Source organism: Microcoleus sp. T3_B1 (assembly GCF_036700445.1).
Lineage (GTDB): Bacteria > Cyanobacteriota > Cyanobacteriia > Cyanobacteriales > Microcoleaceae > Microcoleus.
Genome location: NZ_JAUBOX010000040.1, coordinates 26,134 through 39,379 on the forward strand (window position 1 = coordinate 26,134; position 13,246 = coordinate 39,379).

At 45.2% G+C, this 13,246-nt stretch carries 11 protein-coding genes; 8 read left to right on the plus strand and 3 right to left on the minus strand.

What is annotated here, in order from left to right; all coding sequences use genetic code 11:
- Positions 1–8: 8 nt before the first annotated feature.
- Both QT990_RS20760 and QT990_RS20765 read right to left on the minus strand, forming a co-directional pair.
- Positions 9–2,264 (minus strand): heavy metal translocating P-type ATPase, encoded by a 2,256-nt coding sequence (locus QT990_RS20760; RefSeq protein WP_333308967.1) that lies wholly within the window; start codon positions 2,262–2,264, stop codon positions 9–11.
- 292 nt (positions 2,265–2,556) lie between these two features.
- Entirely contained in the window at positions 2,557–2,757 is a 201-nt protein-coding gene (locus QT990_RS20765; protein ID WP_333103811.1) for a heavy-metal-associated domain-containing protein, read from the minus strand.
- Positions 2,758–3,004: 247 nt separating this feature from the next.
- Between QT990_RS20765 and QT990_RS20770 the strand changes: the two genes are divergently transcribed.
- From QT990_RS20770 to QT990_RS20800, 7 genes are all read left to right on the plus strand, one after another.
- Positions 3,005–3,508: a helix-turn-helix domain-containing protein gene (locus tag QT990_RS20770; RefSeq protein ID WP_333141990.1), complete on the plus strand. Its 504-nt coding sequence runs from the start codon at positions 3,005–3,007 to the stop codon at positions 3,506–3,508.
- Between the two features lie 43 nt (positions 3,509–3,551).
- On the plus strand, positions 3,552–4,100 hold the full coding sequence (locus QT990_RS20775) for an RNA-guided endonuclease TnpB family protein (RefSeq protein WP_333142031.1): 549 nt from the start codon (positions 3,552–3,554) through the stop codon (positions 4,098–4,100).
- A 249-nt stretch (positions 4,101–4,349) separates the two neighbouring features.
- Positions 4,350–5,072, plus strand: coding sequence for a DUF305 domain-containing protein (locus QT990_RS20780; RefSeq protein WP_333141991.1), 723 nt, complete (start codon positions 4,350–4,352; stop codon positions 5,070–5,072).
- Between the two features lie 348 nt (positions 5,073–5,420).
- Complete coding sequence (locus tag QT990_RS20785) at positions 5,421–5,618, plus strand: hypothetical protein (RefSeq protein WP_333141992.1); 198 nt, start codon at positions 5,421–5,423, stop codon at positions 5,616–5,618.
- Positions 5,619–5,820: 202 nt separating this feature from the next.
- Entirely contained in the window at positions 5,821–7,764 is a 1,944-nt protein-coding gene (locus QT990_RS20790) for an efflux RND transporter periplasmic adaptor subunit (protein WP_333141993.1), read from the plus strand.
- A gap of 109 nt (positions 7,765–7,873) precedes the next feature.
- Entirely contained in the window at positions 7,874–8,092 is a 219-nt protein-coding gene (locus tag QT990_RS20795; RefSeq protein WP_333300771.1) for a hypothetical protein, read from the plus strand.
- 135 nt (positions 8,093–8,227) lie between these two features.
- Positions 8,228–9,469 (plus strand): ABC transporter substrate-binding protein, encoded by a 1,242-nt coding sequence (locus QT990_RS20800; RefSeq protein ID WP_333141995.1) that lies wholly within the window; start codon positions 8,228–8,230, stop codon positions 9,467–9,469.
- A 63-nt stretch (positions 9,470–9,532) separates the two neighbouring features.
- Here QT990_RS20800 and QT990_RS20805 read toward each other — a convergent pair whose 3' ends face one another.
- Entirely contained in the window at positions 9,533–9,691 is a 159-nt protein-coding gene (locus QT990_RS20805) for a hypothetical protein (protein WP_333141996.1), read from the minus strand.
- A gap of 428 nt (positions 9,692–10,119) precedes the next feature.
- Between QT990_RS20805 and QT990_RS20810 the strand changes: the two genes are divergently transcribed.
- Positions 10,120–13,233, plus strand: a complete 3,114-nt coding sequence (locus QT990_RS20810) for an efflux RND transporter permease subunit (protein WP_333141997.1) — start codon at positions 10,120–10,122, stop codon at positions 13,231–13,233.
- Positions 13,234–13,246 lie beyond the last annotated feature (13 nt).

The following is a 13,246-nucleotide window of genomic DNA, read 5'->3' on the forward strand; positions in this document are numbered from 1 at the left end:
CTCCAAATTTATGCACTAGATTTGGCTTTAAAATTTCGCAATCGCAAAGCATTAGTAACTACAGAGACTGAACTGAAAGCCATTGCTGCACCGGCGATAATTGGATTTAGCAGCCAGCCAAAAATGGGGAACAAAATGCCCGCCGCGATCGGGATTCCAGCGATGTTGTAAATAAACGCAAAAAACAGATTTTCGCGGATGTTCCGCATGGTGGCGCGGGAAAGTTTAATTGCAGTAACTATGCCTTGCAAATCTCCTGAAATTAAGGTAATGTCGCTGGCGGCGATCGCGACATCTGTGCCGGTGCCGATCGCAATTCCCACGTCTGAAGCGGCCAAAGCCGGTGCGTCGTTAATCCCGTCTCCCACCATCGCGACAATTTTTCCTTCCCCTTGCAGGGCTTGAATTTGAGCTGCTTTTTGGTCGGGTCTAACTTCGGCAAAAACGCGAGTAATGCCTACGGATTGGGCGATCGACTCCGCAGTCGCGCGATTATCCCCAGTCAGCATCGCCACCTCCAAACCGAGCTTTTGAAGCGCTTTCACCGCCTGCGCTGACGAGGGTTTGAGGGCATCCGCAATGCCCAGAATTGCCTCTATTTTGCCTTCTACAGCCATCCAAACAACCGTTTTGCTCGCAGCTTCCAAAGCTCTCCCGCGCAGTTCCAGATATTCAGTATCGCCGCCGAGTTCCTGCATCCACCTCAGCGTTCCCAGGGCGATCGACTTTCCGGCTACAACCCCTCGAACACCACTCCCCGCGATCGCCTCAAAATCCTTAACATCCGTCAAATTAACCTCTTGAGATTGAGCGTATCTAACAACAGCTTCCCCCAAAGGATGCTCCGAATTTCGCTCTACAGACGCAGCCAATTGCAGCAAGTTTAACTCATTGCTGTTCGCCGTTCCTCTAACAGTCACAAAATCAGTTACAGTCGGCTTGCCTTCTGTGAGGGTTCCCGTTTTATCTAACACGATAATTTGGATTTGGTGAGCCAATTCTAAACTCTCGGCTCCTTTAATTAAAATCCCATTTTCTGCACCTTTTCCCGTTCCCACCATCACAGCAGTCGGAGTCGCCAAACCCAAAGCACAGGGACAGGCAATAATCAGCACCTCCACCATTGTTACGGTTGCTAAAGTGATATTTCCAGTCGCGTTAAACCAGATAATAAAAGTAGCTAAAGCGACGGCAATTACTACAGGAACAAACCAACCCGTCACTTGGTCTGCTAACTTTTGGATCGGTGCTTTTGAACCCTGTGCGTCCTGCACCATCTTGACAATTTGAGCTAAAAATGTATCTTTGCCAACTCTTGTCGCCCGAAACTTGAAACTGCCAGTTTTGTTAATTGTGGCTCCGATAACTTCGTCGCCAAGCTGCTTTTTGACAGGCAAACTTTCTCCCGTAACCATTGCTTCGTCTACTGTGGAAGAGCCTTCAATAACATCTCCATCTACGGGGATTTGCTCTCCCGGCCGCACCTGCACGATGTCGCCAATTTCCACTAGGGCGATCGGCACTTCCAACTCTTCCCCGTTGCGAATTATCCGAGCAGTTTTTGCTTGCAAACCCATGAGTTTGCGAATGGCTTCGGAAGTCTCTCCCTTCGCCCGATTTTCTATGGTTTTTCCCAACAAAATTAAGGCGATAACACTGGCCGCAACTTCGTAGTAAACGCCATGATTTAAACCTTTGGCTGTGAATAAACCTGGGAAAAATGTCACAAATACAGAATAAAAGTAAGCAGCACTTGTACCCAAGGCAATCAGGGTATCCATTGTTGCTACACGCCGTTTTAGGGATTTCCAAGCTCCCACATAAAACGATTTGCCGCACCAAAATTGTACGGGTGATGTCAGCACTAATTGCAGCCAATAATTGTGCAGCCACGCGGGAATAAATGGCAGGTGCAAGCCGGTCATCGCTGGAATAGCGCCCACAACTAGCAGGATGCTGATGATACCTGCTGTCCAGAGTTTCCGCTGCAAGGTTTGAGATTCAGATTTGCGATCGGCTTGTTCGGAATCATCCTCTGGCGCAGCCATTTCTTGAAGCGGCAAAGCTTCGTATCCCGCATCATCAACAGCAGATTGAATTGTTTCTAAGTTGGTTTGCTTGGAGTCGTATTGGATGGTTGCTTGTTCCATCCCAAAATTGACATGACACTCAATTACGCCGGGAACAGATTGAATTGCTTGTTCGATAGAGGAAGCACAAGAAGCACAACTCATGCCCCGCAATTTAAGTGTGAGATTGTCCATAGATGCCCTCCTAAATTATAAAGTTACCTTATGTCTTCAAAGGACCGAAAGCCCCCGGATTCATCCGTCCAGAAATAAAAAACCTGTATCCGAGAAAATTGCCCCCCGAATTTATCCGTAGGGTCAATGCTTCAATCTAAAATCTAAAATCTAAAATCTAAAATCGATTGACCTCGCCTAAAAACGGATAACGTGCGACGTACTCCTGTCGTGGAGAATCAAAAATTTTAGACTCTTGTTAAATCTCCCAGATTCAAAGCTGCAAGTAAATCTAAAATCTAAAATCTAAAATCTAAAATTGACTTGTTGGATAGCCCGCCGATGCGATCGCTTTCCTAACTTCACTTTCCGACTTAGCGGTTTGAATCGTGACCAATTTTGTCTTGAGATCCGCCTCAACCGTTGAGGCTGAGTCAATGGCTTGGACTGCTTTTGTGATTGTAGTCGCACAAGCAGAACAAGCCATCTTAGGCACTTTTAGCTGTAAAGTCATAATTTGAACCTCAGCAGAAACTACTCTGCTCAATCAATGAATTAACTTTATTGTAAAGTCTCCAGTCCACAGGAGAGTCAAGGGGAATTGCAAAATAAATCAGGAATTCTGAAAAAACTGGTTTGACACGCTATCCATAGGGGTAAGGCGCGCACTGTGCACCCTACATAATTAGGTTGTGAGTAAGACTTAAGTGTCAAATAGTTTGCTAAACTTGTCCATAGTTAATCGCCATTGAGGAAGTTTTATGTTTGCCATTAAACGAGCGCTCAAATTAAATAACAAGGAAGCGACCTTGATGGCGAAACACGCAGGGTTCCGGCGCGTAGTTTTTAACTTTGGGTTGAGCTTGCGGACTCAAATGTATGGCGAGGGAAAATTTACCGACTCGAAGGTGATCAACGAAGTCAAGAAAGTTCTCACCAACCATGTCAAGAAAAAGCCTGAATTTGCTTGGATGAACCAATTGTCTAGCCGAGTCTACCAAAATGCTTTGATCGATCTCAAAGATGCGTTTAGTCGCTACCGTTCTGGGAAAGCAGGTCATCCAAGATTCGCTAGTCGCAGGGACGGTCAATCTTTTACGGTCGATTCGTCTCACGGCAAAGTTTTGCTAACTGCTGGCAGAACGATTAAGATTCCTACATTGGGAACTTTTAGGCTTTTTGAACCCCTAGAATGTAGCTTCCTCTCTCAAACTTTCACGATTTCAAAAGAAGGAAATCGCTGGGAAAGTCTCCTTTTGCGTTGATGCAGAACGCCTACCTGTTCAGCCGTCTGAAAGTTCTGTAGGAATAGATCTCGGTATTAAGTCTTTTGCCACGCTGTCAACCCAGCAAACTTTTGATGCACCAAAGCCGTTGATAGCCAGTGCGAAAACCAAGCTTGCCACTTTGCAGCGCAAAGCATCAAAGCAGGTGCGAGGCTCTCAAAACCAGCGTAAAACCTACAGTAAAATCAGCCGACTCCATGCGCGGATAGCTCGCATTCGCTTAGATTTCCTTCACAAGTTGACAACTTACTTAGCTAAAACATTCAAGTTAATTAAGATTGAGAACTTAAACGTTCATGGAATGATGGCGAATCACAAGTTAGCTGGAGCAATATCTGACCTTGGATTCTACGAGTTCAAACGTCAACTTGACTACAAGTGTCAAATGTATGGAGCTAATTTAGTATTGGTAGACCAGTGGTTTCCTAGTACCAAGACTTGTTCCAATTGTGGCACCAAAAAAGATATGCCACTAAGCATTCGGACTTTTGACTGTCCTGCTTGTGGCATATCTTTAGATCGGGACTGGAACGCAAGTCTAAATATTTTAAATTGGGAACCCTCGGCTTGAGGGGGATAGCCTACTTATCTTGGGATTAGCCGTCTACCCAACAGCGTAGGAAGTAAGCACAAACTGTGTCTAAAAATGAGTTTAGAGAAGTTTAGGTAAGTTTTACAAAGCAGTTCTGTAAATCTTAACTTTGAGTGCGATCGACGGCAGAGCAATAATTCTTTACAAGTTCGCAGCAAAAATTTCATCCTAATTTCATTTATATGTGGAAAGCTGAAGATAAATGGCAGTTTTAAGGATATAAGCTCTATGAAACCAATTTCATTAAAAACAGGCTTTGCAGCGCTGATGTTGACCGCCACAGCCGCTTTAACCAGCGGAGTGCTTGCAGCTTGTTCAAATGCCCCTTCCAGTGAAACTCCCGCCCCAAATGTTACGGCTGCAACCGAAGCAAACAACAAGCAAAACGTGGCACAAGGCGGTGGCATGGGTGGCATGGAGCATCATGGCATGAATCACGATATGTCAATGGATTTAGGCCCTGCTGATGCCGACTACGATTTGCGATTTATTGATGGCATGACAGTACACCATCAAGGTGCTGTAAAAATGGCTCAAGATGTGCTTAAACAATCTAAACGCCCGGAAATGAAAAAACTTGCCACTGATATAATTGCTGCTCAAAACCGCGAAATCAATCAAATGAAAGAGTGGCGAAAAACTTGGTATCCCAAAGCCAGCAGTACCCCGATGGCTTATCAGGCTCCAATGGGTCGCATGATGGCCATGACTCCCGAACAAATGCACCACATGATGATGAGCATGGATTTAGGGGCGGCTGACGACCAATTTGACTTGCGATTTATCAATGCGATGATTCCTCACCACGAAGGAGCTTTAGTGATGGCCCAAGATGCTTTGAAGAAGTCAAAACGCCCGGAAATGAAGAAATTGTCTCAAGAAATTCTGACTTCGCAAAAGCAAGAAATTGAGCAAATGAAACAGTGGCGGCAAGCTTGGTACAAAAAGTAATTTAGCTCACCTCAACAAAACGTGACCAAAATCATGAAAATAAGTGACCTTAATCACAGTAGTTCGATAGTTAAGAAAATACTTGGTTCACAAAAGCAAGAAATTGAGCAAATGAAAAAGTGGCGACAACCTTGGTAGACAAAGTAATGTAGCTTGACTGTGGCTGTCAGCATTGGTCTGACTCCACCTCAGTTTCCTGAGAGTACCTACACAGACTGTAGATAATTGAGCCGCCCTAGCTCTAAAGTAGTAGAAAGTTACGTAAGAATACTGTAGACAATTGCTCAGCCATACCTCTAAAGTAGTAGATAGGTCAGCAAAAAGCTAGATAGATAGAGAGGGTAGTTTATGATATTGAATAGCTTGGAATTAAACACCACTTATAAATCAAATGCAGCCGTAGATGAGCTAGTGAGCGCATTGACCAACGAAATTGCAGCGCCAGCAGAGATAAAAAAACCGGCAAAAAATCTACAGCCAAATCGCTTGTCACTAGGCGCAACTTATATGGGTATTTTAGCAGCCGGTGGGTATCTGGGCTGCTGAGGCGAAATTTCATCCTAATTTCATTTGACCGTGAAATACTAGGTTGAGTAGAGCATTTCTAGCTCTTGGTCATTGCTTAGCAGTCGCTTCTTGGAAAATGCTAATAAGTAACTTTACTTAATGGGTATCACTTACTTACCTTGGCAAAATACCAACTGCTAAACCTGTGGCACTCAACCTGATTTCAAGGACATTGCCAACGATGATATTCCACAAATATGCTCAATATCCGGCAATTATTAGCAGCTTTTCGGGAAGTTTGTTCAGCCTAATTTTGCTAAGTTCTCCTGCCGCTGTTTTTGCCCACGCTGGCCACGGAGATGAATTTCACCAAAGCGGCGAAACAACTGAAACTCCTGCTGCTATTTCTGTCGATGCCGAAACAGCAAAACGATTAGGTATTAAAGTCTCCCCTGCCTCCCGCCAGCGACTAGATATCGGCATCAAAACCACAGGACAAATTGAAACTTTACCCAACGAAAAAGTTGAAGTTACGGCTCCTGTTGCTGGGAAAGTAGTAGAGTTGCTGGTTAAGCCTGGGGACAAAGTATCAAAAGGTCAACCGGTGGCGGTTTTATCGAGTTCAGAATTAGGACAGTTGCGGGTTGAATCTCTCTCGAAACGTGCCGAAGCTGAGGCAGATTTGCAGCAAGCGGAAGGCGATCTCAAACTAGCACGAGAAAATTACGATCGCCAAAGTCAAATATCCGCAGCAGAAATCGCCCAAGCCCAAACCCAATTGGCAGCGGTAACTAAGCAGTACCAGCAAGAACAAGAATTAGTAAACAAGCGTTCAGTTGTACAAGCCGCTAAAGAAAACTATCAGCGTCAAGTTGAAATAGCGCAAGCCGAAATAGCACGGGCAGAAACAGAATTAACTGTTGCCAAAGAACAGTTCGATCGCGACAAAGAATTAGTGGCATCAGGGGCGATCGCGCGGCGCACAATGCTGGAATCGCAAGCCCACTTCGCCGAAGCAAAAGCCGCTGTTGCTAAGGCAAAAAGCCGTCCAGAAGTTATCAAAGCCCAAACCGAAATTAAACAAGCCGAAGTAGACCTCCCAATGCGGGAATTGCGGGAATCTCAAGGCAGAGTAGCGGAAGCAAAAGCTCAACTTACCAGAGCTCAGAGCCGCCGGGAAGTCCTAGAAGCCGAGAACCAACTCAAACGCGGCAAAACTGCCGTCGAAGTCGCTCAGTCGCGGATTCGCTTGGCTGACGCAGCCTATCAAGCGCGACTCCAACAATTAGGAACTGTTGCCAACGATCGAGGACTCGTTACCGTAGTTGCTCCGATTTCCGGGACGGTAGCCGATCGCGAAATCACCCCAGGAGAGTCAGTAAACGCTGAAAAACCGTTGATGAGTCTGTTAAATGACAGCCGCGTTTTTGCCACAGCCAATATTTACGAAAAAGACCTGAATAAAGTAAAACAGGGTCAGGAAGTGAGGGTAAAAGTCGCTAATTTACCCGATCGCACTTTCAAGGGAAAAATCGCCTTAATTGGGTCATCCGTGTCAGGAGAAACGCGGGTGGTGCCGGTGAAAGCAGAACTAGATAATATTAACGGTGAATTAAAGCCCGGACTGTTTGCGGAGTTGGAGATTTTAACCGACAAAACTGCAACAAATATTTTAGCAATTCCCAGTGCGGCGGTAGTGGATGTTAGCGGTAAAAAAACCGTTTACGTCCAAAATGGCAATGCTTATCAAGCTGTTGAAATTGAACTCGGTCAAACGGCCGGAGATTTAGTTGAAGTGAAGAGGGGTTTATTCGAGGGAGATTTGATAGTAACGCAGCGAGCACCTCAACTTTACGCACAATCTTTGCGGGGTGGCAGCAAGCCATCAAAAGACGAGGAAAAGAAAGACGCAAATCCCAAGGCAACAGAGGTTAATTTTAATAATTTACCCGTGTCTTTATGGTGGGCGGGAATAGGGGGAGGAGTTGCGATCGCATCCCTGACTTTCACAGCCGGCGTGTTGTGGGGAAATCGGCGCAAATTGCCAGCAATAGCAGCGGCTCCTGGAAACAATGCTGCAAATAATGGTTTTTCCGCCTCTACATCGGCGTTGGACAATGAACTGCTGTTACACAATGACAACCATCACGTTAAAAATGCAGAGACAGAAGTCAATCGATTTTAGATTTTAGATTTTAGATTTTAGATTGAAGCATTGACCCCACGGATAAATACGTTCGGCAAGTTTCATCGAATACAGGTTTGTTATTTCTGGGTCCTGAGTCTGCGAAGGAATGAATCACGTGGCGGGTATCCTGGATGCTTTCGGTCAAGAGTTTGAAGTAACAGCACGACACGGAAGTAACGGATACACGGATAGTTGTTTTTATCAATGCCCAATGCCCAATGCCCAATGCCCAATGCCCAATGCCCAATTCCCAATTCCCAATGCCCAATGCCCAATTCCCAATTCCCAAATTATTAAATGTTCAGCACTATTCTTAGATGAGTAATTAACCGCCGCTGGCTAGTTTCGCCTTATCCCAGTTGGCGAAAGTTCGGAGTAAGATAGAATTACCAATTACCAATTACCTAACTAAATGTTCAGGACTATTGTAGTTGCACATACTCACTGCGGAAGTCCTAAGATGTTTAAGAAAAGTATCTTTACTCACATTCTCACCTCGTTCATCACTTTTATACTGGTTGTTGCTTGTAGTCAAACCAATCAACCTACCACCACCACCACTAATACTCCGAGCAATACACCAGCAGCAGCTACACCCAATTCAGCTACTGCCCTTCCAATTGGAGCAGCATTCTCGCAAACCAGCAACTATGCTCTTTTAGCTCAGGAATCAGTGGGTGGTGTCAAAATTGCTGAGAAATATTTCAACGACAGGGGAGGTGTTAATGGTACTCCTATTAAAATGGTGTTTCAAGACACTGGAGGAGATGAAGCAGGAGCCATCAACGCCTTCCAAACTCTAATTAATCAAGATCGAGTGGTTGGCATTGTTGGGCCATCGTCTTCTCAGCAGGCATTTAGTGCCAATCCAATCGCAGAACGAGCAAAATTGCCAGTCATTGGCGCATCGAATACTGCCAAAGGGATTCCTGAGATTGGTGAGTATATTGCGCGTGTCTCTGCACCTATTTCGCTTGTAGCTCCCAATGCAGTAAAGGCAGCGCTTAAGCTTAATCCTAAGATTAAAAAAGTCGCTGTCTTTTATGCTCAAAATGACGCTTTCACCACATCGGAGACAGAAATTTTCCAGCAAGCGATTAAAAACCAAGGGCTTGATATCGTCACCGTCCAAAAGTTCCAAACTACTGACACGGACTTCCAAGCTCAAATTGGTAATGCACTCGCTCTCCAACCCGACTTAGTTGTTATTTCAGGATTGGCAGCCGATGGGGGTAACTCGATCCGGCAACTGCGGGAACTGGGTTATCAAGGTACCATCGTTGGCGGCAATGGTTTGAACACGTCTAATATCTTCTCGGTGTGTCAAGCACTCTGCGATGGTATTATCATTGCTCAAGCCTATAGTCCCGAAGCCCCCGGCGAAATCAATGCTGCCTTCCGCGATGCTTATGTAAAGCAAAACAAGAAGGAACCACCGCAGTTTAGTGCTCAAGCCTTCACTGCCGTACAAGTATTCGTGGAAGCCTTGAAAGCTTTGGATAGTAAAACCAAACTCAGCGTGTTGTCATTGGCAGAGTTACGCACAAAGCTGAATCAGCAAATCCTAGCTGGAAAGTACAATACCCCTCTCGGTGAAATTTCCTTTACCCCTGAAGGTGAAGTTGTACAGAGCCAGTTTTACATTGCTCAAATCAAGATGGATGTAGATGGAAATAATGGCAAGTTCATCTTTTTGAAGTAAGTCAAAAGGGTACATCCCTATTTTGCAAAATAGTTGATTAATTTACCTGCACCCAGAAAGGCTCTACGATCGTTCTTCATCGAAAATATACGGCAGAGGTTTTTTACGCCCTTTGAACTGAGCGCGCATGATTACCCGTTCCGAGCGCTTTGGCGGTACTGGATTGTAGTCTATTTCGCCAATGCTTTCTAGAGTTTGTGAGGAGTGTTTTGGTGCTTGCATAATAACTATTCTGATATCTTGCACTATTGTCAAGAACGGGCAAGATGCCCGTTCCACAAAGAATGAGTTTTCTTGTGGAACAGGCCGAAAAGCCTGTTCCTAAACAAGTAATTGAGAATGGTGCAAGATGTGAGTATTGTTGTAAGCTGCATTGTCAAAAATAGCAACGCAGGTTATATCATTTTAGATTTTAGATTTTAGATTATAGATTTTACATGACTTATGAATTCGGGTTGAAAGTTAAAATATTTCATCCTAATTTCATTTTTGGGTGTCAAGCTAAATAGAATGGCTATTTAACACTGTTCAGCCAAGGAATCGCGGGAAAAGCTACGGCAGCCGGAGCATTTAATATTGGCTAAATTTTATTGTTAAATGGTCGATCGCCCAACGGTGGCTGGTAGTCATCACCTCTATAAAATCATAAAATGTTCAGCACTATTCTTAGATGGGTAATTAACCGCCGCTGGCTAGTCGTTGTCGCCACCATTATTGTTAGTCTTTGGACATTGTATATCATCCCCCAAATGTCCCTTGATGTCTTCCCTCCTTTTGCACCCCCGCAGGTGGAAATTCAGACGGAAGCACCGGGGCTCGCGCCGGAAGAAATCGAGTCTTTGGTAACACTACCGATCGAAAGTGCGATTAACGGAACTCCTGGGGTAACAGCAGTGCGATCGTCTTCCGCTGTGGGCCTTTCTTCGGTTAAGGTAATCTTTGATTGGGGAACTGAAATTTATCAAGCGCGCCAGTTGATAACAGAACGGTTGCAGCAAGCTCAAAGCAAACTCCCGGCTGGGGTAGAAACACCGCAAATTTCTCCCACAACTTCTCCTGTCGGCACTGTTATTACCTATGCTTTTACCTCGGAAACTACTCCTTTGATGGAAGTGCGCCGTCTGGTTGATTGGCAAGTCACAAATCGGCTTTTGGCAGTGACAGGCGTTGCTCAAGTGGTGGCATACGGCGGCGAAGAAAGGCAGTATCAAGTATTAGTAGAACCTGCCAAGTTAAAAGCTTTTAATGTGTCGTTGCAGCAAGTAGCTGAAGCGGCGGCGGCTGCGAATGTTAACGCGCCGGGGGGGTATTTAATTACGCCGGATCGAGAAACTTTAATCCGGGGGGTGGGGCGGATTGAGTCTGTGGAAGATTTGCAGCAATCGGCGATCGACTCTCGCCACGGAACACCCGTCAGAATTAGTGATGTGGCTGAGGTCAAGATTGGTGCTGCAATCAAGCGGGGCGATGGCAGTTTTAACGGCAAAAAAGCTGTGATTGTGATGGTAAACAGACAGCCAGTTGCTGATACTCCGACGGTAACGAAAGCAGTTGAGGCAGCAATGGCTGAGGTGCAGCAAGCTCTGCCCAAAGATATTAAAGTTACTGTGACTTTCCGCCAGGAAGAGTATATCAATTCCTCGGTGGAGAATGTGCGATCGGCTTTAATTGAAGGCAGTATCATTGTCACCCTTATTCTCATCCCGTTTTTGATGAATTGGCGCACTCTCGCGGTTGTTTTGCTGGATTTCTTTCTGACTTGGCTGTTGGCGCTGCTGGCGATGAATTGGCTGGGGCTGGGATTAAATACGATGACTTTGGGGGGTTTGTCGGTGGCGATCGGCACTGCGATCGACGATGCGATCGTCTATGCCGAAAATACCTACCGCAATTTGAGAGAAAATAAGGCTTCTCTTCATCCTCGCCCGGTGATGGATGTGATTTTTGATGGCAGTCAAGAGGTGCGCGATTCGTTAATTGGAGCGACTGTTATTGGGATTGTTGTTTTTTCTCCAATTTTTACTTTGCCCGGTGTAGAAGGTCGAATTTTTACGCCGATGGGGATTACTTATTTGGTAGTTGTTGTGATTTCTAGTCTGGAATCGCTGTTAATATCTCCGGCCCTTTGTGCTATCTTGTTGCCTACCAAACGCATGAGTGCTGCGGAACCTTGGCTGCCGAGATTTTGCAAGCGTATATATCATTTTTCGATAAATTTGTCAATGCGCTATTCGGGGATTATTTTAGCTTTAGCGGCTGCTAGCATGGTGGCTGCATTAATTATTTTGCCTTCCTTTGGACGGGTGTTTTTGCCAGAGTTTCAGGAGCAAACTTTGGTGAATACTATTATGCTTTATCCGGGGGTGTCTTTGGAGACAACAGATAGCGCTGCTTTTGCTATTGAAGATGCACTTAAGGATGATACCAGGTTTGAATACGTGCAAGTGCGATCGGGCAGAGCTCCGGGTGATGCTGATGCTGCGGGAGTTAATTTGGCTCACATTGATATTGGTTTAAGCGAGGAGGGCATGAAAAACAGGCCAAAAACTTTGGAAGCGCTGCGGCAGGAGTTTGGTAAATTGCCGGGAGTTGCACCAAATATCGGCGGTTTTATTTCTCACCGGATGGATGAGGTTTTATCTGGTGTCAGAAGTCAGATTGCTGTCAAAATCTTTGGCCCGGATTTGGATCAACTTCGCAGCATCGGTGCCAAAGTTGAAGAGCAAATGAAAACAGTGGAAGGCATTGTGGATTTGCAACTCGAACCGCAGGTGCCAGTGCCACAAATTCAAATTAAGTTTAACCGCCAAGCTGCGGGTAGATACGGTTTGAAAATCGGAGAGCTTTCTGAAATAATTGAGACCGCTTTAAACGGCAAAGTTGTTTCTCAAGTTTTGGAGGTTCAGCAAACTTTTGACTTAGTTGTTTGGTTGCAGGCTGAAGCCAGAAACAACCTAGAAACTATTCAGAATTTGTTGGTTGATACTCCAAGCGGCAACAAGATTCCCCTCGCCCAAGTTGCGACTGTTAAATACGGTACGGGGCCAAATACGATTAACCGCGAGAATGTTTCCCGGTTGATTGTGGCGGCGGCGAATGCTAAAGGTAGGGATTTGCGATCGGTTGTGAATGAAATTCAAGCTAAAGTCAAACGAGAGGTGCAGTTGCCTTTTGGCTATTTTATCCAGTACGGCGGTCAATTTGAAGCAGAACAAAGAGCTTCGCAAAATATTATGATATTTAGTGCGATCGCCTTTTTGGTAATTACAGTATTGATGTACTTGTCCGTCAAGTCAATTCCTTCAACTGCTATGATTATGATTAATTTGCCGATCGGATTAGTAGGAGGAGTAATTGCGGTAGCTTTGACTGGCGGCATCATCTCTGTAGCTTCCCTGGTTGGCTTTGTCACTTTATTTGGCGTTGCCACCCGCAACGGCTTGTTATTAGTAGACAACTACAACACTAAATTTGCCGAGGGAATGGCTTTTAAGGAAGCAATTATTAAAGGCTCGATGGAACGGCTAAACGCTATCCTGATGACCGCTTTAACATCAGCTTTGGGTTTAGCACCTTTAGTCTTAGAAGGCGGCCCGGGAAAGGAAATTTTGCAACCGCTGTCAGTCGTAGTTTTAGGAGGGTTATTTACTTCTACAGCCTTAACTCTGTTAGTTTTGCCAGCTTTGTATGCTCAATTTTGGCATTTTTTACGACCTCAACAACCTCAGCCAGTTATTGAAGACGGCAAGGTAGTTAATGTGTGATATTTTCCAATTA